The sequence below is a fragment of the Cellulomonas sp. P2_B4 genome (assembly GCF_056404795.1).
The window spans coordinates 391,522-416,840 of sequence record NZ_JBFUDI010000005.1; the positions used below are offsets into that span (position 1 = coordinate 391,522).

25 protein-coding genes are annotated in these 25,319 nt (G+C 70.7%); 19 read left to right on the forward strand and 6 right to left on the reverse strand.

Annotation, left to right across the window (positions count from 1 at the left end; genetic code table 11):
* Positions 1–292: 292 nt before the first annotated feature.
* The 5 genes from dnaK to AC1DZC_RS11335 all read left to right on the forward strand — a co-directional run bounded on the left by dnaK (position 293) and on the right by AC1DZC_RS11335 (position 5,414).
* Positions 293–2,158, forward strand: coding sequence for a molecular chaperone DnaK (gene dnaK, locus AC1DZC_RS11315; RefSeq protein WP_477043317.1), 1,866 nt, complete (start codon positions 293–295; stop codon positions 2,156–2,158).
* Positions 2,155–2,715, forward strand: a complete 561-nt coding sequence (locus tag AC1DZC_RS11320) for a nucleotide exchange factor GrpE (RefSeq protein ID WP_477043318.1) — start codon at positions 2,155–2,157, stop codon at positions 2,713–2,715. The genes dnaK and AC1DZC_RS11320 overlap by 4 nt, the downstream gene beginning before the upstream one ends.
* A gap of 95 nt (positions 2,716–2,810) precedes the next feature.
* Positions 2,811–3,785: a DnaJ C-terminal domain-containing protein gene (locus tag AC1DZC_RS11325; protein WP_477037856.1), complete on the forward strand. Its 975-nt coding sequence runs from the start codon at positions 2,811–2,813 to the stop codon at positions 3,783–3,785.
* 2 nt (positions 3,786–3,787) lie between these two features.
* Complete coding sequence (locus AC1DZC_RS11330) at positions 3,788–4,201, forward strand: heat shock protein transcriptional repressor HspR (protein ID WP_477037343.1); 414 nt, start codon at positions 3,788–3,790, stop codon at positions 4,199–4,201.
* Between the two features lie 43 nt (positions 4,202–4,244).
* Positions 4,245–5,414: an aminotransferase class V-fold PLP-dependent enzyme gene (locus AC1DZC_RS11335; protein WP_477043319.1), complete on the forward strand. Its 1,170-nt coding sequence runs from the start codon at positions 4,245–4,247 to the stop codon at positions 5,412–5,414.
* Here AC1DZC_RS11335 and AC1DZC_RS11340 read toward each other — a convergent pair whose 3' ends face one another.
* Positions 5,415–6,095, reverse strand: coding sequence for a GntR family transcriptional regulator (locus tag AC1DZC_RS11340; protein ID WP_477043320.1), 681 nt, complete (start codon positions 6,093–6,095; stop codon positions 5,415–5,417).
* A gap of 118 nt (positions 6,096–6,213) precedes the next feature.
* On the opposite strand from AC1DZC_RS11340, the gene AC1DZC_RS11345 reads away from it, so the two are divergent.
* The 5 genes from AC1DZC_RS11345 (at position 6,214) to AC1DZC_RS11365 (ending at position 11,110) form a co-directional block, all read left to right on the forward strand.
* Positions 6,214–7,299 (forward strand): DUF1989 domain-containing protein, encoded by a 1,086-nt coding sequence (locus AC1DZC_RS11345; protein ID WP_477043321.1) that lies wholly within the window; start codon positions 6,214–6,216, stop codon positions 7,297–7,299.
* A complete protein-coding gene (locus AC1DZC_RS11350) occupies positions 7,292–7,933 on the forward strand; it encodes a flavin reductase family protein (protein ID WP_477043322.1) in 642 nt (213 codons plus the stop codon). Before AC1DZC_RS11345 ends, AC1DZC_RS11350 begins: the two co-directional genes overlap by 8 nt.
* Positions 7,934–7,960: 27 nt before the next feature.
* Positions 7,961–9,130, forward strand: coding sequence for a substrate-binding domain-containing protein (locus AC1DZC_RS11355; protein WP_477043323.1), 1,170 nt, complete (start codon positions 7,961–7,963; stop codon positions 9,128–9,130).
* Between the two features lie 151 nt (positions 9,131–9,281).
* Entirely contained in the window at positions 9,282–10,277 is a 996-nt protein-coding gene (locus AC1DZC_RS11360; RefSeq protein ID WP_477037337.1) for an ATP-binding cassette domain-containing protein, read from the forward strand.
* A complete protein-coding gene (locus tag AC1DZC_RS11365) occupies positions 10,277–11,110 on the forward strand; it encodes an ABC transporter permease (protein WP_477043324.1) in 834 nt (277 codons plus the stop codon). Before AC1DZC_RS11360 ends, AC1DZC_RS11365 begins: the two co-directional genes overlap by 1 nt.
* A 52-nt stretch (positions 11,111–11,162) precedes the next feature.
* Here the strand turns inward: AC1DZC_RS11365 and AC1DZC_RS11370 are convergent, their stop codons facing one another.
* From AC1DZC_RS11370 to AC1DZC_RS11380, 3 genes are all read right to left on the reverse strand, one after another.
* Positions 11,163–11,492 (reverse strand): YbjQ family protein, encoded by a 330-nt coding sequence (locus AC1DZC_RS11370; protein WP_477043325.1) that lies wholly within the window; start codon positions 11,490–11,492, stop codon positions 11,163–11,165.
* 37 nt (positions 11,493–11,529) lie between these two features.
* Positions 11,530–14,712: a winged helix-turn-helix domain-containing protein gene (locus AC1DZC_RS11375; RefSeq protein WP_477043326.1), complete on the reverse strand. Its 3,183-nt coding sequence runs from the start codon at positions 14,710–14,712 to the stop codon at positions 11,530–11,532.
* Positions 14,713–14,807: 95 nt separating this feature from the next.
* Complete coding sequence (locus tag AC1DZC_RS11380) at positions 14,808–15,191, reverse strand: Rid family detoxifying hydrolase (RefSeq protein WP_477037333.1); 384 nt, start codon at positions 15,189–15,191, stop codon at positions 14,808–14,810.
* Between the two features lie 177 nt (positions 15,192–15,368).
* On the opposite strand from AC1DZC_RS11380, the gene AC1DZC_RS11385 reads away from it, so the two are divergent.
* The 8 genes from AC1DZC_RS11385 (at position 15,369) to AC1DZC_RS11420 (ending at position 22,387) form a co-directional block, all read left to right on the forward strand.
* On the forward strand, positions 15,369–15,902 hold the full coding sequence (locus tag AC1DZC_RS11385; RefSeq protein ID WP_477043327.1) for a hypothetical protein: 534 nt from the start codon (positions 15,369–15,371) through the stop codon (positions 15,900–15,902).
* Between the two features lie 365 nt (positions 15,903–16,267).
* Complete coding sequence (nrdH, locus tag AC1DZC_RS11390) at positions 16,268–16,513, forward strand: glutaredoxin-like protein NrdH (protein WP_477037332.1); 246 nt, start codon at positions 16,268–16,270, stop codon at positions 16,511–16,513.
* Between the two features lie 99 nt (positions 16,514–16,612).
* Positions 16,613–17,044, forward strand: a complete 432-nt coding sequence (nrdI, locus tag AC1DZC_RS11395) for a class Ib ribonucleoside-diphosphate reductase assembly flavoprotein NrdI (RefSeq protein WP_477037331.1) — start codon at positions 16,613–16,615, stop codon at positions 17,042–17,044.
* Positions 17,014–19,161: a class 1b ribonucleoside-diphosphate reductase subunit alpha gene (nrdE, locus tag AC1DZC_RS11400; protein ID WP_477037330.1), complete on the forward strand. Its 2,148-nt coding sequence runs from the start codon at positions 17,014–17,016 to the stop codon at positions 19,159–19,161. The genes nrdI and nrdE overlap by 31 nt, the downstream gene beginning before the upstream one ends.
* 43 nt (positions 19,162–19,204) lie before the next feature.
* Positions 19,205–20,179 carry a class 1b ribonucleoside-diphosphate reductase subunit beta gene (gene nrdF / locus AC1DZC_RS11405; RefSeq protein ID WP_477037329.1) on the forward strand — a complete coding sequence of 325 codons (975 nt, stop codon included), beginning with the start codon at positions 19,205–19,207 and terminating at the stop codon, positions 20,177–20,179.
* A 95-nt stretch (positions 20,180–20,274) separates the two neighbouring features.
* Complete coding sequence (locus AC1DZC_RS11410; RefSeq protein ID WP_477043328.1) at positions 20,275–21,039, forward strand: DUF2510 domain-containing protein; 765 nt, start codon at positions 20,275–20,277, stop codon at positions 21,037–21,039.
* Entirely contained in the window at positions 21,036–21,920 is an 885-nt protein-coding gene (locus AC1DZC_RS11415; RefSeq protein WP_477043329.1) for a DUF2510 domain-containing protein, read from the forward strand. Before AC1DZC_RS11410 ends, AC1DZC_RS11415 begins: the two co-directional genes overlap by 4 nt.
* Positions 21,921–22,087: 167 nt before the next feature.
* Positions 22,088–22,387, forward strand: coding sequence for a DUF1540 domain-containing protein (locus AC1DZC_RS11420; protein WP_477043330.1), 300 nt, complete (start codon positions 22,088–22,090; stop codon positions 22,385–22,387).
* A 91-nt stretch (positions 22,388–22,478) separates the two neighbouring features.
* On the opposite strand, the gene AC1DZC_RS11425 is transcribed toward AC1DZC_RS11420, so the two are convergent.
* Together AC1DZC_RS11425 and AC1DZC_RS11430 are read right to left on the reverse strand one after the other, a co-directional pair.
* Positions 22,479–23,324 (reverse strand): phosphotransferase, encoded by an 846-nt coding sequence (locus AC1DZC_RS11425; RefSeq protein WP_477037325.1) that lies wholly within the window; start codon positions 23,322–23,324, stop codon positions 22,479–22,481.
* A gap of 112 nt (positions 23,325–23,436) precedes the next feature.
* Positions 23,437–24,267, reverse strand: coding sequence for a hypothetical protein (locus AC1DZC_RS11430; RefSeq protein ID WP_477043342.1), 831 nt, complete (start codon positions 24,265–24,267; stop codon positions 23,437–23,439).
* Positions 24,268–24,419: 152 nt separating this feature from the next.
* Between AC1DZC_RS11430 and AC1DZC_RS11435 the strand changes: the two genes are divergently transcribed.
* On the forward strand, positions 24,420–25,307 hold the full coding sequence (locus AC1DZC_RS11435; protein WP_477043331.1) for a sigma-70 family RNA polymerase sigma factor: 888 nt from the start codon (positions 24,420–24,422) through the stop codon (positions 25,305–25,307).
* The last annotated feature ends 12 nt before the right edge of the window (positions 25,308–25,319 follow it).

Sequence of the window (25,319 nt, forward strand, 5' to 3'; positions counted from 1 at the left end):
GGGGCCACGCCGACGTCATCGGACTATCGGGCCCAGCTCGGAGGACCTGTGTGGCCACGGCTGCCGAGGGATCTGGGCGTCAAGGGCCCTCTGTTCTGGAGGCCGAATCCCTTGGAGTTTCGGCGAACTGCGGACCCCCGACGGGAATGCCTCACCCTCGGCCAGAGTTGAGCCATACAGACTCAAGTTTGGCCGACACGAGTTTGCGTCTGGCCGGAAGCGGACGCAGACTTGAGCGAGCCGGACTCAAGAGCACTCCCAGCAACAGCAGCACACGAAAGAAGGCACACACATGGCACGAGCAGTCGGCATCGACCTCGGTACCACCAACTCGGTGGTCGCTGTCCTCGAGGGCGGCGAGCCCACGGTCATCGCCAACGCCGAGGGGTCGCGCACGACGCCGTCCGTCGTCGCGTTCTCCAAGACGGGTGAGGTGCTGGTCGGCGAGATCGCCAAGCGCCAGGCCGTCACCAACGTCGACCGCACGATCACGTCCGTCAAGCGCCACATGGGCACGGACTGGTCGACGGCGATCGACGACAAGAAGTACACCGCGCAGGAGATCAGCGCGCGGGTGCTCTCCAAGCTCAAGCGTGACGCGGAGGCCTACCTGGGCGAGCCCGTCACCGAGGCCGTCATCACGGTCCCGGCGTACTTCAACGACGCCGAGCGCCAGGCCACCAAGGACGCGGGCGCCATCGCGGGCCTCAACGTCCTGCGCATCATCAACGAGCCCACCGCGGCCGCCCTGGCCTACGGCCTGGAGCGCGGCAAGGAGGACGAGCTCATCCTCGTCTTCGACCTCGGTGGCGGCACGTTCGACGTCTCCCTGCTCGAGGTGGGCAAGGACGACGACGGCTTCTCGACGATCGAGGTCCGCGCGACCTCCGGTGACAACCGCCTCGGCGGCGACGACTGGGACCAGCGCATCGTCGAGTTCCTCATCGCCGAGGTGAAGAACTCCACGGGCGTCGACCTGGCCAAGGACAAGATCGCCGTGCAGCGTCTGCGTGAGGCTGCCGAGCAGGCCAAGAAGGAGCTGTCGTCGGCGACGACGACCAACATCTCGCTGCAGTACCTCTCCATGAGCGAGAACGGGCCGGTCCACCTGGACACCAAGCTCGGCCGCGCGCAGTTCCAGCAGATGACGCAGGACCTGCTCGACCGCACCAAGGCGCCGTTCCAGTCGGTCATCCGCGACGCGGGCATCAAGCTCGCCGACATCGACCACGTGGTCCTCGTCGGCGGCTCGACCCGCATGCCGGCCGTCACCGACGTGGTCACCGAGCTCACGGGCGGCAAGGAGCCCAACAAGGGCGTCAACCCGGACGAGGTCGTCGCCGTCGGCGCCGCCCTGCAGGCCGGCGTCATGAAGGGCGACCGCAAGGACGTCCTGCTCATCGACGTCACCCCGCTGAGCCTCGGCATCGAGACCAAGGGCGGCGTGATGACCAAGCTCATCGAGCGCAACACGGCCATCCCGACCAAGCGGAGCGAGATCTTCAGCACCGCCGAGGACAACCAGCCGTCCGTGCTGATCCAGGTGTTCCAGGGCGAGCGTGAGTTCGCGCGGGACAACAAGCCGCTCGGCACGTTCGAGCTGACCGGCATCGCGCCGGCTCCGCGTGGCGTCCCGCAGATCGAGGTCACGTTCGACATCGACGCGAACGGCATCGTGCACGTGTCCGCCAAGGACCGCGGCACGAACAAGGAGCAGTCGATGACGATCACCGGCGGCTCGGCCCTCCCCAAGGAGGACATCGAGCGCATGGTGCGCGAGGCCGAGGAGCACGCGGCCGAGGACAAGGCCCGTCGTGAGGAGGCCGAGACGCGCAACGCCGCCGAGGGCCTCGTCTACTCGACCGAGAAGCTGCTCGTCGACAACGCGGACAAGCTGTCCGACGACGTCAAGACCGAGGTCCAGGCCGCCGTCGGCGAGCTGAAGACCGCGCTCGCGGGCACGGACGTCGACGAGGTCAAGGCCAAGCACGCGGCCCTGCTCACGACGAGCCAGAAGATCGGCGAGGCGCTGTACTCGGCGAACAACACTTCTGACGAGGCGCCTGCTGCGGACGCCCCGGCCGGCTCTGCTTCTCAGGATGAGGACGTCGTCGACGCCGAGATCGTCGACGACGAGGACGAGGCGGCGTCCAAGTGACGTCGTCGACCGAGGGCGACGGCGACGACCTGACTCCTGAGGAGCAGGTCCTCGCCGAGGCCGAGTCCATCGCGGAGAACGCGGAGGAGGAGGTCGTCCTGGAGGGTCTCGTGGAGGCCGAGCGGATCGCCGCGGAGCGTCTCGACGAGCTCCAGCGGTCCAAGGCGGCCTACTACAACCTCGAGCAGCAGTACTCCTCGTTCGTGAAGCGGTCCAAGGCCGACGGCCTGGCCGCCCACGACCGGGGCGTGCACGCGGTCGTCGAGGCCCTCATCCCGGTGCTCGACGACATCGAGCTGGCCCGCCAGCACGGCGACCTGACCGGACCGTTCGCGTCGATCGCGGACAAGCTCGAGGCGACCCTGGGTCGCTTCGGGGTCACCCGGTACGGCGCGGCCGGCGAGCCGTTCGACCCGGCGGTGCACGAGGCGCTCATGCACTCGCACTCCGCCGAGGTCAGCAAGCCGACCGTCCAGCTGGTGCTCCAGCCCGGCTACCGCACCGCCGACCGGGTGCTCCGTGCGGCCCGCGTGGCCGTCGTGGACCCCGAGGCGTAGGCACCCTGCGTGCACAACCCCTGTAGCGTCCGAGCAGATGCCGCCCCTGGCGACCATCTGCTCGGACGCTGCGGGACGGAACGAGAGGAGGCGTCGTGACCGGTCAGGACTGGCTCGAGAAGGACTTCTATGCGGTTCTCGGCGTCCCCAAGGACGCGGACGCGGCCGCCATCAAGAAGGCCTACCGCAAGCTCGCGCGCGAGATGCACCCGGACCACAACCCCGGTGACGCCAAGGCCGAGGCCCGCTTCAAGGACGTCGGCGAGGCGTACGCGGTCCTGTCGGACCCCGAGCAGCGCGGCCAGTACGACCAGCTGCGCGCGATGGCCGGCGGTGCCCGCTTCACGTCGGGCGGCCGCGGCGCCAACGGCGGCTTCGAGGACGTGTTCGGCGGCATGTTCGGCGGCGGCGGTGCCCCGGGCGGCGGCCGCGTCCGGTACTCGTCGAACCAGGGCGGGTTCGAGGACCTGCTCGGCGGGCTGTTCGGCAACGGCGGCGGCGGTGGCTTCTCCCGCGGACCGCAGGCCGGCGCCGACCTGGCCGCGACGGTCACCATGCCGTTCCGGCAGGCCGTCGAGGGCTCGCAGGTCTCGCTGAACGTCGAGGGCCGCACCGTCAACGCGCGCATCCCCGCGGGCGTCCGCGACGGCCAGAAGATCCGGCTGCGCGGCAAGGGCCGCCCCGGCGACATGGGCGCCCCGGCGGGCGACCTGGTCGTGACCGTGAACGTCACCCCGCACCCCGTCTTCTCGCTCGACGGCGACAACCTGCGCCTGACGGTGCCGGTCGCGTTCGACGAGGCCGCGCTCGGCGCGACGATCGAGGTGCCGACGCTCGACGGCTCGTCCGTCCGGGTCAAGGTGCCCGAGGGCACGCCGTCCGGACGGGTGCTTCGTGTCAAGGGCAAGGGCGTGGCCACCGCGAAGAACACCGGCGACCTGCTGGTCACCGTCCAGGTCGTCGTGCCCCAGCGGCTCTCCGGGGCGGCGCGCGAGGCGGTCCAGGCGTTCGGCATCGCGACGTCGGGTGAGGACGTGCGCGCCGGCCTGCTGGACTCGGCGAGGAAGTAGCCGTGCCCGGCGAGGACGCGAAGGTCTACGTCATCTCGGTCGCCGCCGAGCTGGCCGGGATGCACCCGCAGACCCTGCGCCAGTACGACCGCCTCGGCCTGGTCACCCCGAGCCGCGCCAGCGGCCGGGGACGGCGGTACTCGCTGCGCGACATCGCCACCCTGCGCGAGGTCCAGCGGCTGTCCCAGGACGAGGGCGTGAACCTCGCCGGGATCAAGCGCATCCTCGAGCTCGAGCAGGAGCTCGACGGGTTGCGACGACAGATCGAGTACCTCCGCGCGTTCGTCGACCCCGGTCGTCGCGTGTTCACGGCCGACCCGACCGGCGACGTCGCCGTCAATCGCGCCCGCAGCCGTCGCCCTGCCTCCCCGAGCGACCGCGCGGCCGTCGTCCTCTGGCGACCTTCCAGCCGCTGAACCAGCTGGTCCCGCCGGCGGCGCACCTGCCTAAGATCCCCGCGTGACGATCGATCTGGACCGCGTCCGGCGTGACACCCCCGGCGTCGAGCACGTCGCCCACCTGAACAACGCGGGCGGCTCGCTGCGGCCGCAGGTGGTGACCGACACGGTCGTCGCGCACCTGCGCCGCGAGGCGGAGATCGGTCCGTACGAGGCCGAGACGGAGGCCACCGAGCGCGTCGAGGCCGTGTACGACTCGGTCGCGCGGCTCGTCGGCGCGCACAACGACGAGATCGCCCTGGTGCAGAGCGCGACCGTGGCCTGGGACGTCGCGTTCTCGTCGATCCCGCTGAAGCCGGGCCAGCGCATCCTGACGGCGCGCACCGAGTACGTGAGCAACGCGATCGCGCTCCTGCAGGCGTGCGAGCGGTCGGGCGCGACGCTCCAGGTCATCGACGACGACGAGCACGGCCAGGTCGACCTTTCCGCCCTCGGCGCCGAGCTGGAGACGGGCGACGTCGCCCTCGTCGCGCTCACGCACGTGCCGACCGGGGGTGGCGTGGTCAACCCGGCGGCGGAGGTCGGCGCGCTCACCCGGCGGGCCGGAGCGGTCTTCCTGCTCGACGCGTGCCAGTCGGTCGGTCAGCTCGACGTCGACGTCACGGCGATCGGCTGCGACCTGCTCGCCGCGACGGGCCGCAAGTTCCTGCGCGGGCCGCGGGGGACGGGGTTCCTCTACGCGTCGCGCGCGATCACCGAGCAGCTCGTCCCGCCGGTCCTCGGCCTGGGCGCAGCCACGTGGACGTCCGCGACCACCTACGCACCGGTCCCGAGCGCCCGTCGCTTCGAGACCTGGGAGCGCTCGATCGCCGACAACCTCGGCCTCGGCGCGGCGGTCGACTACGCCCTGGCCGTCGGCCTGCCGGCGATCGAGGAGCGGGTCTGCGGCCTGGCGGCCCGCCTGCGCACCGACCTGGCCGCGATCGAGGGCGTGACGGTCCGCGACAAGGGTGTGCGCCGGTCCGGCATCGTCACGTTCACCGTGGACGGGAGGTCCGCCGACGAGGTCCGGGTCGCTGCCGCCCGGGCCGGCGTGAATGTCAGCGTTACGCGCGTCTCGTCGGCCCAGCTCGACTTCGGTGCCCGGGGCCTCACGGAGGTCGTCCGGGCCTCGCCGCACTACTTCACGTCCGACGATGAGCTCGACCGGCTGCTCGCCACCCTGCTCTGATCAGTACCGGCTGAGCACCGACGCCAGGTCGAGGTGCTCGTCGACCCCGACGCCCGCGAGCGTGCGCTCCTCCACCGCGGCGACGTGCGCGACGATCAGCGCCTCGGCGCCGTCGGCGTCACCGGCGCCCATGAGCGCGACGAGCCGCTCGTGCTCCGCGACCGACCCGCGCTGGTCGTGGTCGCGCCCGTGCACGGCGAGGATCAGCGCGCACCGCCAGACCACCTCGCTGAGGTAGCGCTCCAGCAGCGCGTTGCCGCTGAGCTCGGCCAGCAGGATGTGGAACTCGGCGCCGAGCCGGCCGGAGACCTGCGGGTTGGGCGTGGCCGTCGCGGCGAGCTCGCGCTCGATGTGCGCGCTCAGGACCTCGCCGGTCGCCGGCTGCCAGCCGAGCGCGATGCGTCGCACGGCCTCCCGTTCGAGGCAGCGCCGCACCTCGAACGTCTCCTTCGCGTCGGTCAGGGACGGGTTGGCCACCAGGGCCGACTTCGCCTTGCCCGTCTCGACGAGCCCCGCGGCGGTCAGCCGGGCGAGCGTGCCGCGGATGAGCGTGCGGCTGACCCCGTACTGCTGGGCCAGCAGGTCCTCGGGCAGCCGGGTGCCGGGCGGCAGCGCGGCCTCGACGATCGCGGACCGCAGGCTGAGGAAGGCGGCGTTCGCGCGGTCGGCAGGTCGGTCCATGCGGTAACCGTATACGGGCCGGGACGCGCGAAACCTGACCGCAACGAACATTTGACGGATACGAAACGGTGGCTTTCGGTATACGAACTAACGTCAGTTCCGTATACGAGAGGACATCATGTCGCAGATCATCGTCCGCCTGACGGACCAGCAGCTCGAGCTCGTCGAGGCGTCGATCCGTGCCGACGAGGCACCGGACGCGCCGGCGCTCGTCCGGCTCGCCCTGGGCGAGAGCGCGGACGGGGTCGTCCGCCGCGTGCACCCACGAACCAACGGCACCCCGTGGCAGTGGTGGGCGGAGATCGACGCCGCCGACGAGCGGACCACCCTCGAGGAGACCGTCCTGGAGCCCGGCACCGGCAAGGCGTTCGAGGTCCGGGCCGGCCAGGTGCTGCGCGTCGAGCAGATCACCGGCGATCAGTGCGTCGACCTCAACGTCTTCAACCTGCACGACTACCGCGAGTTCATGCACGTGGGCCGGACCCGCACGCTGCACGGCACCAACCCCAGCACCGGGTCGTTCCTGTGGTCCGCGCCGCCCCGCGAGCGCGCGCTGATGTACCTGCAGACCGACACCGCCGGCATCAACGACACCCTGTTCCCGCGGTGCAGCGCCACCATGTACGAGTCGATGCACGGCTTCGCCGAGCACACGAACTGCGCGGACATCCAGGCCGAGGCGCAGCGCGAGTACGGGCTCACCCCGGACGACGTGCACGACTCGTTCAACCTCTTCATGGCCACGCGCGTGGTCGACGGGATGCCCGAGATCCTGCGCCAGTCGACGGCTCCGGGCGACCACGTCGAGCTGCTCGCGCTGACCGACGTGCTGGCGGTGCCCAACGTCTGCGGCAACGACATCATGGGCACCAGCAACTTCTCGCTGAACCCGGTGCGGGTCGAGGTCCGCACGGCCACGACCGACGAGATCGAGGCCGTCCCGCCCCTGCGGTCCTACGCCACGCAGCGCACGCCCGCGGACTTCCGCCAGCCCACGATCCGCACCGAGCGGCGTCTGGCGAAGGACCCGTCGTACGCACCCGCGTTCGCCCGGACGCCGGTGCGCCTGATCGACGTGCCGGTCGAGCTCGACGAGGCCGACGCGCTTCGCCTCCGAGCCCTCCACGACCGCGACCGCTACGCCGAGGAGGGCGACGCGCTGCGGGACGTGCTGCTCAGCTGGTGGGTGGCCTCGCATGGCTGAGATCGACTTCGACGAGCTCGGGGTCCACCAGCGCTACAAGCTCATGGCGTCGCTGATCGTGCCCCGGCCGATCGCGCTGGTGACGACCCTCAGCACCGAGGGGGTGGTCAACGCCGCCCCGTTCAGCATGTTCGGGATGGTCGGCGAGGACCCGCCGCTGCTCATGATCAGCATCAACCGGCTCGAGGGCGGCGCCCAGAAGGACACCGCCGCCAACCTCGACGCCTCCGGCGAGTTCGTCGTGCACATCCCGGACCAGCCGATGGCCGCGCGGATGCACGCGTGCGGCGAGGCGTTCCCCGCCCACGTCGACGAGCTCGCGACCGTCGGCCTCACCGCCACGCCCGCGTACCGCGTCCGCCCGCCGCGGATCGCCGAGGCGCCCGTCGCGTTCGAGTGCACGGTCGACGAACGGATCCTCACCACGAGCCGGCAGGTCTACCTCGGCCGGATCCGACACCTGCACGCGGCCGACGGCCTCGTCGACACCGAGCTCTGGCGCGTGGCGCTCGCGGACTTCCACCCCGTCGGCCGCTTCGGCGCCAGCTTCTACGTCACCACCGAGAACCGCTTCTCCCTCGCGTCGGACGCCTCCGGGACCCCCGTCTCGGCGACCGACATCGACCGGCTCTGAAGTCCCCTCACAATAAGGAGCATCACCATGACCACCTCCCAGCGCGTGGGCGCAGCCGTCGTCGCCGGCCTCGTGACGCTCTCCCTGGCCGCGTGCGGCGGCTCGACCGCGGCCGAGTCCGAGTCGTCGGCGACCGCCGGCACCCCGATCGGCGCCGTCGACCTCAGCGGCGTCTGCCCCGCGACCGTCGTCATCCAGACCGACTGGAACCCGCAGGCCGAGCAGGGCGGCCTCTACCAGCTGCTCGGTCCGAACCCCACGATCGACGCCGACGCCAAGGTGGTCAGGGGCCCGCTGTACTCCCAGGGCGAGTGGACCGGGGTCGACGTCGAGGTCCGCGCGGGCGGGCCGGCCATCGGGTTCACGCCCGTGCCGTCGCAGATGTACTCCGACAAGGACGTGCTGCTGGGCTGGGTGAACACCGACGAGTCCGTGCAGAACTCTGTCGCGCTGCCCACCACCGCGGTCATGGCGACGTTCGAGAAGGCGCCCTGGATGATCATGTGGGACCCGGCGACGTACCCGGACGTCCACAAGATCTCCGACCTGGCCGACACCGACGCGTTCGTCCGCTACTTCGCCGGCGCCACGTGGATGTCCTACCTGACGGGCTCCGGCCAGCTGCGGCCCGACCAGATCGACGGGACCTACGACGGGACGCCCGCCAACTTCGTCGCCGCGCAGGGCAAGGACGCGCAGCAGGGCTTCGCCACCGACGAGCCGTTCGTCTACGAGAACCAGCTGCCGTCCTGGAACAAGCCGGTGGACTACCAGCTCATCGCCGACACCGGCTACCCGCTCTACGCGGTCGCGCTGTCGGTGCGCACCGAGGACGTCACCAAGCAGGCCGACTGCCTGAAGAAGCTGGTCCCGGTGGTCCAGCAGGCCACCGTCGACTACTTCGCCGACCCGACGGTGGCCAACGCCCTCGTCGTGAAGGCCGTGCAGGAGTTCAACACCGGATGGGTCTACGACGCGGCCCAGGCCGCCGACGGGACCAAGCAGCAGCTCGACCTCGGCATCGTGGCCAACGGCCCGGACGGCACGCTCGGCAGCTTCGAGGAGTCCCGCGTGCAGAAGATCCTGGACATCGCGACCCCGATCCTCACCGACGCCGGCACCGCCCCGGCCAAGGGCCTGACGGCGTCGGACCTCTACACCAACGAGTTCCTCGACCCCACGATCGCCCTCCCGTAACCACACAACGTCCGAGCAGATGAGCCCCCGAGCGCTCATCTGCTCGGACGTTGCCGCTGGTCACTGGGCTGACACGGGCGCTGACACCGCCCACACCGCCGTGTCAGCGCCGTGTCGGTGCCCTGTCAGCGAGGCCGGACAGGCTGGTGCCATGACAACAGACCTGGTGATCGAGGCCCACGGCCTCGTCAAGCACTTCGGTGAGACGAAGGCGCTTCAGGGCGTCGACCTCGCCGTCGCTCGCGGCACCGTCCTCGGCGTGCTCGGCCCCAACGGTGCTGGCAAGACGACGGCGGTCCGCATCCTGTCCACCCTCCTCAACCCCGACGCCGGCACCGCCCGCATCAACGGCTTCGACGTGGTCAAGGACGCCGTGCGCGTCCGCCAGTCGATCGGCCTCACCGGCCAGTACGCGTCCGTCGACGAGGACCTCTCCGGCCGCCAGAACCTCGTGCTCTTCGGCATCCTGCTGGACCTGGGCAAGGTCAACGCCCGCGCCCGCGCCGCCGAGCTGCTCGAGTGGTTCGACCTCACGGCCGCGGCCGACCGGCCCGCCAAGACCTACTCCGGCGGCATGCGCCGTCGCCTCGACCTCGCCGCCAGCCTCGTCGGGCGGCCCGACGTCATCTTCCTCGACGAGCCGACGACCGGCCTGGACCCCTCCAAGCGCGAGGACATGTGGGGCGTCGTGCGCACGCTCGTCAACGAGGGCTCGACCGTCCTGCTCACCACGCAGTACCTGGAGGAGGCAGACGCGCTGGCCGACGAGATCACGGTCATCGACCACGGTCGGGTCATCGCGCACGACACCCCGGACGGCCTCAAGCGCGTGGTCGGTGGCCAGACCCTCGAGGTCCGCCCTTCCGACCTGACCCGCCTCGAGGAGACCGCGACGATCCTCGCGCAGGTGTCCTCCGACGGTCGCGCCGAGGAGATCCGCAAGGGCGTCCTCGCGGTCCCGGTCGCCGACGACTCGGCGCTGACCGCCACGGTCTCGCGCCTGGCGAGCGTCGGCATCGGCGTCACCGAGCTCTCCCTGCACCTGCCCAGCCTCGACGAGGTGTTCTTCACGCTCACGGGTCGCACCGCGTCCGAGGACGACACCACCGTCACCGCCGGCATCACAGACAAGAAGGAGGTGGCGTGATGACCACCGCAACCACGTCGCGAAGCGCCCTGGCGCCGAACACCCCGTCCGCCGCCGCCGTCGTCAAGAGGCGTCCGTTCCCGCTCGTCCGGCACTCGCTGGCCCTGGCCAAGCGCAGCCTCATCAAGACGATGCGCACCCCCGAGGCGCTCATCGACGTCACGCTCCAGCCGGCGATCTTCCTGGTGATCTTCGTCTACATCTTCGGCGGCGCGGTCGCCGGGGACACCCAGACGTACCTGCAGTTCCTGCTCCCCGGCATCCTGGCGCAGACCATCGCGACCGGCGCCATCGCCATCGGCGTGAACCTCAACACCGACATGGAGAAGGGCATCTTCGACCGCTTCAAGTCGCTGCCCATCCCCAGGGCGGCCCCGCTGGTCGGTTCGGTGTTCGGCGACGTGGTCCGCTACGTCATCGTCACGGTCGTCACGCTGGCCATCGGCTACCTGATGGGCTTCCGGATCCTCACCGACCCGCTCAGCGCGGTCGCGGGCTGCTTGCTCGCAGTGGTGTTCGCCCTGTCGCTCAGCTGGGTCTCGGTCTTCGTCGGGATGAAGGTCCGGACCCCGGGTGCCGTCCAGGGGATCATGTTCCTGATCATCATGCCGCTGTCCTTCGCGTCCAACGTGTTCGTGCCCGCGACGTCGCTGCCCAGCTGGATGCAGACGTTCGTGCAGTGGAACCCGCTGACGCACCTGGTCGCCGCGATGCGCGGCTTCTTCCTCGGCACGCCGATGGGCAACAGCCTCGTCTACACGCTGCTGTGGTGCCTCGGCCTGGTCGTGGTGTTCATGCCGCTGGCCCTGCGGGCGTACCGCAAGAAGGCCTGACCTTTCCGACGAGGAAGGCGGTCACCCTCGGGTGGCCGCCTTCCTCGTGTCGTCAGACCGCCGGGGCGATCACGACGGCCGTGCCGTACGCGACGATCTCCTGGTAGCCGTTGCCCACCTCGTCGGCGTCGAACCGCATCGCGATCACCGCGTTGGCGCCGCGGGCCTGCGCGGCCTCGACCATCCGCTGCACCGCCTCGTCGCGACTCTGCTGCAGCTGCTTGGTCAGGCCCTTGAGCTCTCCGCCGACGAACGCCTTGAGCCCGGCGCCGATCTGCGCGCCGACGTTGCGCGCCCGCACGGTCAGGCCCGTCACCTCGCCGAGCACGGTGACGATCCGGTAGCCGGGTGCGTCGTTCATCGTCGAGACCAGGAAGTCCATGGCCGTTCCTCTCCGTCGTGGTTCGAGCGTAGGACCGTCAGGCGAGGACGGCCGTGAGCGCGCGGATCCGCGCGGCAGCCTCGGGCGACGAGAGCGTGCGCGCCGCCGCCGTCGAGGCGTCCTGCGTCTCCTGGTCACCGAGCGTGAGCACGAGCCGGTCGGCGAGACGGAGCTGGAACTGCAGCACCAGGCTCGCGCCGAGCCGGACGCCCAGCGCCCACAGCTCGCGCGCCGTGGCGACGTCGCCCCGGTAGGCGGCCAGCTCGGCGGCACCCAGGGCGAACGAGCCGAGCACGGGCATGTCGGCCATGCTCTGCGCCTCGACCCGCGCCAGCTCGAGCAGCTCGACCGCCCGGGGCAGCGCGGTCCGCTCGTCGATCCCGGGCGTCCCCGCGGACCGCAGGTGCACGACGGCAGCGGCCACCCGGAACAGGATGCGGGCCTGCGGCGCGTGGATCGCGTCGCCCTGGATCATCGCCGTGGCCGCCTCGGCGTAGCGCACGGCGTCCGCGACGTCGTCGCCCTCCCACGCGACGTGGGCGAGCCCGAGGTAGGCCTGCGCGACGTCCATGTCCTCGACCTGCGGCGACCGCGTCACCTCGTGCAGCCGGTCGAGCGCACCGTCCTCGCCGGCGATCGCCCGCTGCACGTCGAGCAGGACCCGGATGCTGCGGACGTCCTGCATGGCGCCGACGAGCTCGAGGTGCTCGATGCTGCGGATCAGCCACTCGTCCGCGTCCGCACCCCCGCGGGCGCTCTCCCACTGGCCCACGCCCTGCGCGGCCATGCCCATGCCCCAGTGGTCGCCCGCCTGCTCGAACACGCGGTACGCCTCCCGGGCGTCGTCGCTCGACGCCAGCGGGTCGCCCGCGTTCTCGCGCGTGGCCGCCCGCATGAACAGGCCCATGCCGCGCAGGAACGGGTCCGCGGTGTCGACCAGCCGCTGGGCCGCGGCCACGGACTCGGCGGTGTCCAGGCTGCCGAGCGCGGGCATGATCGAGGTCAGCGAGGCCATCCGCGGGCTCACCTGCGTGGGCCGCTCGGCCATGACCACCTGGATCGCGCGCCAGGCCAGCGCGACCAGCCGGAACGACATGGCGACGCCCGCGTTGATCGCGGCGAACAGGCCGGCCCCGGCGATCTTGTCGGCATCGGGCAACGGCCGTCCCGACGAGGCGCCGCGGAACAGTGCCGAGGTCCGGCGAGCGACGGGGTCGTCGGCCTTGAAGATCCGCATCGACCACTCGACCACCTCGACGTGCGCGCCGCGCACGCTCCACAGGTGGAACAGCGTCGCGGCGATGCGCACCGGCGCGATCTCGTCGTCGTGCTCGACCGCCCAGCGCAGCGCCGCGACGAGCGACTCCTGCTCCTGCGCGCACCGGTCGAACGCGGCGACCTGCCCGGACCCGATGAAGTCCTCTCCGAGCCTGCCGGCCTCGACCCCGGCCCAGCGCACCAGCCCGGTCATCGCGGCCGCGCGAGCGCCCGCGGCGTCCAGCCGGGCCTCGCCGTACTCGCGGACCGTCTCGAGCATGCGGTACCGGGCCGAGCCGTCGTCGTGCTCGTCGAGGCTCAGCAGCGACTGCTCGACGAGCGTCGACAGGCCGCGCCGGACGATGTGCGGCTGGCTGCCGGCGACGGCGATCGCGGTCTCGGCCGTGAACGGTGCCGGGATGACCGACACGCGCTCCAGCAGCTCGCGGTCGGCGGGGTCGAGCAGCTCGCGGCTCCAGTCGACCATCGCCCACAGGCTCGCGTGCCGCTCGGGCAGCCCGCGCAGCGCGTCGTCGAGCAGGGAGAACCGGTCGGTCAGCCCGTCGAGCACGTCCTCGACCGTCATCGACCGCAGCCGCGCGGCGGCGAGCTCGAGCGCGAGCGGCAGGTTGTCCAGGCGGTGGCACAGCTCGAGCGCTCGCGCGGGTTCCCAGCCGACGCTCGCCCGGCCCGCGCGGGCGCGCGCCTCCAGCAGACCCAGCGCGTCGTCGTCGGGGAGCGTCCGCAGGCGGTGCACGGCCTCGCCGACGAGTCCCAGGGGAGCCCGGCTCGTCGCCAGCACGACGACGTCGTCCGACGCGACGGCGAGGAGGTCGCCGACGACCGTCGCAGCGGCGTCCAGCACGTGCTCGCAGTTGTCGATCACCAGCAGGCCGTCCAGGTCCTTCGCCGCGATCCGGAGCCGGTCCTCGGGGTCGAGCAGCCGCCGCTCGGTGGCCAGGTCCACGCGGACCGCGGTCGCGTCACCGCCGCCGATGGCCGCCAGCACGGCAGGCAGCACCTCCGCCGGCCCGCGCAGGCCGGCCAGCTCGATGACGCGGACGGCCTTGCCGTCGGCGACGGCCCGTCGTGCGACCTCGGTGGCCAGCCGCGTCTTCCCGGCACCGCCCGTCGCGACGATCGTGACCAGCGGGCTGGTCGTCAGCGCGCGCTCGAGCTCCGCGACGTCCTCGTCGCGACCCAGCAGGGCCGTCGCCGGCCGCCGCCAGGAGCCGGGCAGCACGGACCGCGCCCGGGCCGCCGGCTCCGGGGGCGTCGAGGCCAGCTCGCCGCGCAGCAGCGCCAGGTGAGCCTGCGCGACGACGGGGGATGGGTCGGTGCCGTACCGGTCGGCGAGCTCCTCGCGCACGTGCTCGACCACCTCGAGCGCCTCCGCGTCCCGCCCCTGCGCGGCGAGCACGCGGACCAGGAGCGCGACCAGCGGCTCGTCGGGCGGCGTGCGCAGCGCGCAGCGGCGCAGGTCGTCGAGAACGTCGGCCGTGTCCCCGACCGTCAGCCCGCTCTCGGCGCGCAGGGCGACCACCTCGCCCAGCAGGCGCGCCGTCGCGGCCTCGGCCAGGTCCGGGACGGCGGGGACGAGCGCGCGCGCCTGCCCGGTCAGCGCGTGCGCCACCGCGGGCTCGCCGGCGCGCAGCGCGGACCGCGCGCCGTCCAGCAGCGCCTCGGCCTGCGCGACGTCGACCTCCAGGTCGTCGACCGGCAGCCGGTACCCGCCGGGCGCCCCGGTGACGGGCAACCCCAGCCGGCGCGCCCGGGAGACCAGCGCCTGCACCGCACCGCCGGAGTCGTCGGGCGGGATGCCCTCCCACACGTCCTCGACGAGGGCGGTCGACGACACGACACGCCCGCGCGCGTCGAGCAGCGCGCCGATGAGTGCGACCAGCTTGTCGCCACGGACGGGTCGGCCGTCGACGGCCAGCGCCCCGAGGGTGGTGATCTGCACGAGGACAGCATCCCGCACGACACCGACGTCGGTCGCGCACGGCGGCTGAGGGTGTCTCAGCAACGCGTCGTGCGCAGGGTGGTCGTCGGGCCGACCTAGCCGGAGACGACCGCTATGGCGTCGATGGAGACCAGCAGCCCGCGGGGCAGGACGACGTTCGCCGGGGCGGAGCGCGCCGGTGGTGGGGTCGGCATGTGGCGTGCGTACACCGCGTTGAGCGCCGCGAAGTCGGCCACGTCGGCGTAGAAGATCGTGGTCTTGACGAGGTCGGCCATCGACGAGCCCGCCGCCTCGAGCGTCGCGGACACGTTGCGCAGGGCCAGCTCGGTCTGGGCCTCGATGCCGTCCGGGATCTCGCCGGTCACTGGGTCGATCCCGGCGGTGCCCGAGCAGAAGACGAACCCACCCGCGACGATCGCCTGGCTGTACGGGCCGAGCGCGGCGGGGGCGTCGTCGGTGTGCACGCTCTGTCGAGTCATCGGGTCTCCCTGACCGGGCCGTGTCGGGTCGAGCAGGACGGGCGTAAGGGGAGCCGCGGCCGTCCTGACGAACGTACAGCTCCTGGTGCAGGCGCCGCCCCGCGGGCCTTGGTGTGCCTCAGATCCCTTGTAGCCTCGTCGCTCCGCTTCCGCGTCGCCTACTGGAAGTCTCTGCAGATGACGTCGTACTACACGGTGGCCGCCTCCTACTCGCCCGAGGCCGGCCACTTCGCGAAGGACAAGGCTGGGATCGTCTTCAAGGAGCGCCTCCATGATCCGGGAGTATTCGTCGATCCTCCGGTGACAGAGTGGTTCTGGGGGACGCCAGGACCGGTCCCCGACTGGCCCGCAGCGTCGGTGCGGCTGTTCAGCACTCGCATGGCCGACATCGTCGCTCGGCATCTGTCAGCGACAGACCGTGTCCAGTGGCTGCCCGCTGCCGTGGTCAGCCCCGAGGGGACCCATCACGACTTTCACATCCCCCACTTCGTCGAGCGCCCCGAGGTCCTGGACCGCGAAGCGAGTTCGTGGGGACCCTCCGGACTGCCTATCCGTTGGGTCCTGTCACGCAGCAAGATCGCCGGCCGCAGCTTCTTCCCGTCGCACGACTTTGCCAAGAACGTCGTCGTCGACGAGGCCCTGCTCGCGGCCCTCCGCGCCGCCGATCTCACCGGACTCGACATCGACCGGGCCCGCGTCTCAGACCTCTGAGACCGCTCGGCGCGGGCTCGAGTCGAGTCGGGCTCCCGGCCACCGGGGTGGCCTTTTCGGGGCGAATCGGACACACGGCGTGTGCATAGCGGTGTGCACTGCCCTGTGGGTGTCCGATGGGGGTCTGTGGATGCCTGTGGAAGCCCCTGCTAACGCGCTGGTGAGGGGCTGTGTCAGTGGTCGGCTGTAGCCTGGATCTTGTCCACAGGGTGAAGAATGACATCCGTGTCACTACAAGCCCTAGTGGTCCATTGCTTCCCCGACCACTAGGTGTAGTGTCTTGCCAAGCCAATCAAGCGCGGGCTCACCTAGCGGTTCAGGAAGCACGCGGCAGCCTCGCAGTACGTGAGATCACAGGAGCCACGATGACGATCACGGTCTACAGCAAGCCCGCGTGCGTCCAGTGCAACGCGACCTACCGCGCGCTGGACAAGCTCGAGGCCGACTACACCGTCGTGGACATCAGCCAGGACGCCGACGCGCGTGACTACGTCATGTCGCTCGGTCACCTGCAGGCGCCCGTCGTGATCGTGGACGGCGAGCACTGGTCGGGCTACCGCCCCGACCGCATCAAGGCACTCGCCGAGCGACTGGCCACCGCCGTCGCCTGACGGACGCCCCAAGCACTCCCGGGCCCGGCGCTGGTCTCGAACCGCGCCGGCCCGGTGGGACAGCCGTACGTACGACCCGAGGCCGAGGGGATGGACCCGATGAGCTCCCTCATCTACTTCTCCTCCGCCTCGGACAACACCCACCGATTCGTGCAGAAACTGGGCCTGGCCGCGCTCGGCGTGAATGTGCATCGCATTCCGCTGAAGCCGACAGACCCGTTCCTGCACGCCTCCGAGCCGTACGTGCTGATCCTGCCGACGTACGGCGGGGGCAACGAGGGTGGGGCAGTGCCAAAGCAGGTCATCAAGTTCCTCAACGACGAGGACAACCGTGCACTGATCCGTGGCGTGATCGCGGCCGGTAACACGAACTTCGGCGAGAAGTACTGCATAGCGGGGGACATCATCGCGGCCAAGTGCCACGTCCCCTACCTGTACGGCTTCGAGCTCATGGGTACGAGCGAGGACGTTCACAACGTCCGTGAGGGATTGGGAAGATTTTGGCAACGACAGTCGCAGATACCCGCGTAGAGACGTCCGGCCTGGACTATCACGCCCTGAACGCCATGCTGAACCTGTACGGCGCGAACGGGGAGATCCAGTTCGACAAGGACCGTGAGGCGGCGCGGGCGTACTTCCTGCAGCACGTCAACCAGAACACGGTCTTCTTCCACGACCTCAACGAGAAGCTCGACTACCTCGTCGAGAACAAGTACTACGACCCCGCGGTCCTCGAGCAGTACGACCGCGCCTTCATCAAGACCCTCTTCGAGTACGCGTACTCCAAGAAGTTCCGTTTCCAGACGTTCCTGGGCGCGTTCAAGTACTACACGTCGTACACGCTCAAGACGTTCGACGGCAAGCGGTACCTGGAGCGCTTCGAGGACCGCGTCTGCATGGTGTCCCTCGCGCTGGCCGAGGGGAACCAGGACTTCGCCATCTCGCTCGTCGACGAGATCGTGTCCGGTCGTTTCCAGCCGGCCACCCCGACGTTCCTGAACCTCGGCAAGGCGCAGCGCGGTGAGCCCGTCTCCTGCTTCCTGCTGCGTATCGAGGACAACATGGAGTCGATCGCGCGCGGCATCAACTCCGCCCTGCAGCTGTCCAAGCGCGGCGGCGGCGTGGCCCTGCTCCTCAGCAACATCCGCGAGCACGGCGCACCCATCAAGCACATCGAGAACCAGAGCTCCGGCGTCATCCCCGTGATGAAGCTGCTCGAAGACTCCTTCTCGTACGCCAACCAGCTGGGTGCCCGCCAGGGCGCCGGCGCGGTGTACCTGCACGCGCACCACCCGGACATCTACCGGTTCCTCGACACCAAGCGCGAGAACGCCGACGAGAAGATCCGCATCAAGACCCTCTCGCTGGGCGTCGTCATCCCGGACATCACGTTCGAGCTGGCCAAGAAGAACGAGCCGATGTACCTGTTCTCGCCGTACGACGTCGAGCGCGTGTACGGGGTGCCGTTCGCGGACATCAACGTCACCGAGAAGTACTACGAGATGGTCGACAACGCGGCCATCAAGAAGTCGAAGATCAGCGCCCGCGAGTTCTTCCAGACGCTCGCCGAGCTGCAGTTCGAGTCCGGCTACCCGTACGTCATGTTCGAGGACACGGTGAACCGCGCGAACCCGATCGCCGGGAAGATCACGCACTCGAACCTGTGCTCGGAGATCCTGCAGGTCTCGACGCCGTCGACGTACAACGAGGACCTCTCCTACAAGGAGGTCGGCCGCGACATCTCCTGCAACCTCGGCTCGATGAACATCGCCCTGGCGATGGACTCGCCCGACTTCGGCAAGTCGGTCGAGGTCGCGATCCGCGCCCTGACCGGCGTGGCCGACCAGACGAGCATCGAGTCGGTGCCGTCCATCAAGAAGGCGAACGCCGGCGGCCACGCCATCGGCCTCGGGCAGATGAACCTGCACGGCTACCTGGCCCGCGAGCGCATCTTCTACGGGTCCGACGAGGGCCTCGACTTCACGAACATCTACTTCTACACGGTGGCGTACCACGCGATCCGGGCGTCGAACCTGCTGGCCCAGGAGCGCGGCAGCGCGTTCGAGGGCTTCGCGGACTCGAAGTACGCGACGGGTGAGTACTTCGAGAAGTACACCGAGAAGGAGTGGAAGCCGAAGACGGCCCGCATCGCGGAGCTGTTCGCCGAGGCCGGCGTGCACATCCCGACGCAGGACGACTGGAAGGCGCTGTCGGCGCTCGTGCAGGAGCACGGCATCTACAACCAGAACCTGCAGGCCGTGCCGCCGACGGGGTCGATCTCCTACATCAACCACTCGACGAGCTCGATCCACCCGATCGCGTCGAAGATCGAGATCCGCAAGGAAGGCAAGATCGGCCGCGTCTACTACCCGGCGCCGTTCATGACGAACGACAACCTGGAGTACTACCAGGACGCGTACGAGATCGGCTACGAGAAGGTCATCGACACCTACGCCGAGGCCACGCAGCACGTCGACCAGGGCCTCTCGCTGACCCTGTTCTTCAAGGACACGGCCACCACGCGTGACCTGAACAAGGCGCAGATCTACGCCTGGCGCAAGGGCATCAAGACGATCTACTACATCCGCCTGCGCCAGCTCGCGCTGGAGGGCACGGAAGTCGAGGGGTGCGTCTCGTGCATGCTCTGACCGCTCTGCTCGACGTTCTGCTCGACACGAAGGAAGCACACCGATGAGCGAGAAGCTCAAGCTCGTCAGCCGCGTCTCGGCGATCAACTGGAACCGGCTCGACGACGACAAGGACGCAGACGTCTGGGACCGCCTCGTCGGCAACTTCTGGCTGCCGGAGAAGGTGCCGGTCTCCAACGACGTGCAGAGCTGGGCGACGCTGACGGAGCAGGAGAAGACGCTCACCATGCGCGTCTTCACCGGCCTGACGCTGCTCGACACGATCCAGGGCACGGTCGGCGCGGTCTCGCTGATCCCCGACGCGATCACGCCGCACGAGGAGGCCGTCTACACGAACATCGCGTTCATGGAGTCGGTGCACGCCAAGTCGTACAGCTCGATCTTCTCGACGCTGTGCTCCACCAAGGAGATCGACGAGGCGTTCCGCTGGTCGGAGGAGAACGCGAACCTCCAGCGCAAGGCCGAGATCGTCATGGAGTACTACCGCGGCGACTCGCCCCTCAAGCGCAAGGTGGCCAGCACGCTGCTGGAGTCGTTCCTCTTCTACTCGGGCTTCTACCTGCCCATGTACTGGTCCAGCCGCGCCAAGCTCACCAACACGGCCGACCTCATCCGCCTGATCATCCGCGACGAGGCCGTCCACGGGTACTACATCGGCTACAAGTACCAGAAGGGCCTCGAGAAGCTGTCGGCGGCCGAGAAGTCCGAGCTCAAGGACTACACGTTCGAGCTCCTCTTCGAGCTGTACGACAACGAGGTCGAGTACACGCAGGACCTCTACGACGGCGTCGGCCTGACCGAGGACGTCAAGAAGTTCCTGCGCTACAACGCCAACAAGGCCCTCATGAACCTCGGCTACGAGTCGCTCTTCCCGCGCGACGAGACCGACGTCAACCCGGCGATCCTGTCGGCCCTGTCCCCGAACGCCGACGAGAACCACGACTTCTTCTCGGGCTCGGGCTCGTCCTACGTCATCGGCAAGGCCGTGAACACCGAAGACGACGACTGGGACTTCTGAACCCGAACGGGCGCTCAACCGCCGACCACGAACGGCCGATTCCTCGAAGGAGTCGGCCGTTCGGTCGTCGGGCGTCGAAACGCATGGGGGCACGCGTGAGCACAGCACCGCCCGGGTGGTACCCGAGCCCGGACAGCGACGGTGTGCATCGCTGGTGGGACGGTGCGCGCTGGACCGACCACGTCCGGCACGACGTGCCGCAGCCCGTGCCGGGTGAGCCGACCGCGCGCGTGCTCGACGTCAGCCACGTCGAGCCGTACAACCGCCAGGCGGCCGAGATGTGGCACGCCATGAAGGAGCGCGGCGGGCTCGCGGGCACGATCGGCGGCGCGATGTCGGCGGCCCTGGGCGCGCAGGAGGTCGCCGCACCGCAGCCGGTCGCCCGCTATGAGCCCGCCGCGCAGTACCCGCCCGCGCAACGGCCAGCTCACCAGCAGGCCGCGCAGTACCCACCCGTCCCGTACGGATCGGTCCCGATCACCGATGCACCCGGCGTGCCTCTGGTGATGCTCGGCGACCTCGGGTTCGCCCGGACGCACGACCCGGCCCTGCAGAACCTGCAGGTCGGGCTCGGCGGCGACGATGACGACGACGACCTGGACATCAGCCCCTTCGGCGCGATCAAGGCGATCGGGTTCGGCGCCGTGGTCGGCGTCTTCGGTCTGGTCCTGCTCTTCGTCGGACCGCCGGTCGTCGCGGTCGTCCTGCAGCTGGTCGGGCTGGTGTTCGTGGGCATCGGCGTCCGCGTGCTGTACGTGACCAGCCGGGACCTGCACCGCGGCGCGCGCGAGCTCGGTGCCGTGGGCCGCGCCCTGAGCGGCGCTCGGTCGACGAGGCGCGGCGGGGGGACCAACGCATGAGCACGCCGCCCGCGGCCTGGTACCCGAGCCCTGACGACGACCTGCTGCAGCGCTGGTGGAACGGCACGGCCTGGACGTCGATGACGCGGCCCAACCCGGAGACGGTCGCCGTGCCCACGCAGCGCACGGACACCGTGCAGCCCTACGGGTCCGACGAGGCGTCACCGACCGACGACCGCGAGAAGGCCGTCGCCGCGCTCGACGCCATGCAGCAGCAGGGCGGGCTCGTCGGGGTCTTCGCGGCCGTGGCGGCCGACCTGATCGAGTCCCAGACGCCGCCACCGACGCCGACCGGCCCGGGCGTCCAGCCCTACGGCCGGCCCGCGTTCGAGAACTCGTTCGGCACGAGCGCCGGCGACGGCGCGAGCACCGGGGGCCTCTCGTGGCGGGTCGGTCCGTTCACGGGCGGGCCGGACCCGGACGACCGCCATGCCGGGCGTCGTCGCCGGAGCAAGCCGATGGGACCGGTCGGGCAGCTGGTCTTCGGGCTCGTCGTGCTGCTGATCGGGCTCGTCGTCGCGACCTCGATCACGAGCGAGAACCTGACCCACTCCGACGAGTCGACGGTCTCCGGGACGGTCGTCGACCACCGGACCTGGGTCGACGACGACGGGAGCTCGATGTGCTCGCCGGTCGCGTCGTTCAGCGTCGGTGGCTCCACCTACCGCGCGGGCACCAGCATCTCGACGCAGAGCTGCCCGGCCATGGGGTCGGCGGTGACAGTCATCTACACGACGGCTCACCCGAGCGACGGCGACGCCCGGATCAAGAGCACGAGCCCGTTCATCTGGCTGATCTGGCTGATCCCGCTCGGCGGCCTCCTGCTCGCGGGCTTCGCGGTGCGCGGCCTGGTCAGGTCCCGCCGCTACGCGTCGCTGTAGCGCATCGCCGCAGGTGGGGCGCCCGGACGGCCGTCCTGGTGAGGGCAGCCTCACCTCAAAAGGGCCTCTGACCTGCGGGTAAGCAAGGCCTCACTGGCTAGGCAGGCTGCCCGCAACGGGTCTACCGTCGTGAAGAACGCACCGCTGAGTCCCCCACGGAGGTCGTCATGAGCACGCTGATGGACATGCCCGCCGTCGACGAGTGTTCGGTCGCCGGCTGTTCGTACAACGACCACTCGCACTGCCACGCGGCCGCTGTGACGATCGGTGGAGGCTCGGGCGACGCGCAGTGCACCACGTTCATCCCGCTCGGCGTCAAGGGCGGCCTCGACAAGGTGGTCACCCACGTCGGCGCCTGCCAGCGCGCGGAGTGCACCCACAACTCACACCTCGAGTGCACGGCCGCGTCGATCCGCATCGGCGCGGGTCACGACGAGGCCGACTGCCTCACGTTCACGCCCGCCTGACCGGCGCGGGGACACCCACAGACCTGCAAGAGACACGGCCGCCCTCGACCGAGGGGGGCCGTCGTCGTGTGCGGGGTGTGCGTGGACGCCGTCAGCTCGACGGCCGGGCCACGGCGATGAGGTCCCGCACCAGCCCGGCCGCCGCGGGCACCAGGGCCTTCTCGCCGGGCACCAGCGACGGGTCGGCGGACCGCAGCTCGGCGGCGGCGTCGAGCGCGTCGGTCGGGTCGACGTCGATCGCGTGCAGGAACGCCGCGAGCAGTGCGCGGGCCGCCTGCGAGTAGAGCCCGCCCGCGTCGACCGCCACCTCGGCGACGATCAACGCCGTCAGCGCGACGTCGAGCTCCGCGGTCCCGGTGCGGGCGTTCGACCAGTCGACGAGGGCCGGGCCGTGCGCCTCGGACAGGATGACGTTGGCGGGGTGGATGTCCAGGTGGACGATCACCGGTCCGGCCGGGAGGAGCGGCCAGGCGTCCGGTTCGCTCGCGCCCCAGCCTGCGGGAGCGTCGATGGCGTGCAGGCGGGTGTGCAGGTCGGCCAGGATCGCGGCTGCGTCCGGGAGCGAGACCTCGTCGGCACCCAGGGCCTGCAGCAGGGTCGGGCCGTGCAGGCGTTCCATGACCAGGTCCGGGCCGCTGGCCGCGAGCACCGCGGGGGCGGGGAACCCGTGCGCGACCGCGTGGCGGAGCAGGGACACCTCGTGGGTGGCGTCGCGTCCGGACCGGTACCGGCGCAGCACCGTCTGGTCGTCGATCGCGAACACGTCGACGGTCGCGCCGGAAGCCAGCAACGGGCCCGGCTCCGCGGCCAGGGAGGGGTCGACCGGCGGGAGGGAGCTGTCGTGCGGGGGCCGAGCGGTCGGCACGCTCGGCGGGTTGGGCGACTCGTGTACCGGCCGCCCTGTGGGGTCGTTCGGGGCAAGTCCAGCGGAGTTCATGCATAGACGTTAATACGGCAGATCGGACTTGTCCCGGCCTGGCTACCGACTCGTCGCTGACCTGCGGCGGAGCCGAGCATGACGAGTGCTTGACCTGGGCAACAGCGGATCGTCAGGAGCGCGCGACCCGCTCCAGGGTGCGGAGCGCCTGCTCGTGGGTGTCCGGCAGGGGCTCGACCCACACTCGGACGGGCATGCGTGTCGCCGCACGGATGTCGAGCAGCTCGCACCGTCGGTCGATCTCGGCGTGCAGGGCCTCCAGCGGGGTGGGCGTGTGCTCGTCCGTCCGGGCCAGCACCGCGAACACGCCGCCGCCGAGCGTGGCCATCGGGTGACCCTCGCCGTACGTGGTGGTCATTGCCGCGCCGACGGCTGCGGACCGGGCGGCCCGCGTGAACGGGTCGATGTCCCCCGCTGCCACGTCGACGAGCACCAGGTGGTGGCCGACGTCGTTCGACGTGCGGGCGCGCTGCGTCGGGATCGCGGCGTCGCGGTACGTCTCCGCGAGCCGGATCGCCAGGTACTGCCGGGTGGGGAGACCCGACTCGGGGTCGAGCGCGGTGCCGAACGCCAGCGCGCCGGCCTGGGCGTCGGCCCACCCCTCGCACAGCGCGCGGATCACCGTGGCCGGGGGCTCTGTCGCGCCGAGCGCCCGGTAGAGGGCTCCAAGGTCGTCGATCGTCTCGCCGATGCCGACCCCGTCGTAGCCGCGCGCACGACCGAGCTCCTCCGCGGCGACCGCGGTGTCGGACGGCGACAGGATGGCGGCGGCGATCGCGTCGACGGCGGGGTGATACCAGTCGGAGGGCCGCAGCCAGACAGAGCCGACGCTCTCGTCGCGCCACCGCTCGCGCAGGGCGGCGGGCAGCACGCCGTGGGGGAGCCCGTCGAGGGACTCACCGGAGAGCGCCGGAAAGGCAGCGTTGTTCGGTCCCGAGTTCATCGTCACGCCGGATGAGAGTGGGCGGTGCGCGGTCTGTGACGCCGGTCCTGCGCTTTTCACCCGGTGAATTTCACCCTGGTACGTGTGGTTCGAGTGGTTCGACGCATATGGCAGGCTGTGCCCTCGGACGCTTGTACGGACGGGAGCGTGTCGTGGCACTCAGCGCGCGGCTCGACGACGGCGTCACGGGCGACGCGGAGCTCATCGCTGCCGCGCGCACCGGCGACGCCGCTGCCGTTGGCGCGCTCTATGAGCGTCACGCGGGGGCCGCCTGGGTGGTCGCCCGGCAGTACACGAACTCCGAGGCCGACGCCGACGACGTCGTCGCCGACTCCTTCGCGGCCGTGTTCGGAGCCCTGCAGCGGGGCAAGGGCCCCGAGGCAGCGTTCCGTGCCTATCTGTTCACCGTCGTGCGCCGCGTGGCCGGGGTCGGGCGCGACAAGGCGCGGCGCGTCGAGCCGACCGACGACGTCGCGGTCCTCGAGCGCGGCACCGCGATGGCCGCGACCGCGGAGGACCCGGCGCTCGCGGGGTTCGAGCGTGGTGTCGTCGCGCGCGCGTTCCACTCTCTGCCCGAGCGCTGGCAGGCCGTGCTGTGGCACACCGAGGTCGAGGGCCTGCCCCCCGCCGAGATCGCGCCGATCCTCGGGCTGACCGCGAACGGCGTCGCCGCTCTGTCCTACCGGGCGCGCGAGGGTCTGCGCCAGGCGTACCTCCAGCAGCACCTGCAGGATCCGCTCGACGAGGGCTGTCGTGGGGTCGCGGGCAAGCTCGGTGCCTACGTGCGCAGCGGTCTCGGCACGCGGGAGACCGCGCAGGTCGAGGCCCACCTGGACGACTGCGGGGACTGTCGCGCCCTCGTGCTCGAGCTCGGCGACGTCAACCACGGCATGCGGGCCGTCATCGCCCCGCTGGTGCTCGGGATCGCGGCCCTCGGAGCGCTCGGGGTGGCGCTGCCCGTCGGCGGCGGCATCGCGGCGGGTGCAGCGGCGAGCGGCGCGGCCGGCGACGCCCCGGTCCCGGAGAAGCACCACCGCTGAACCCCGTCGAAC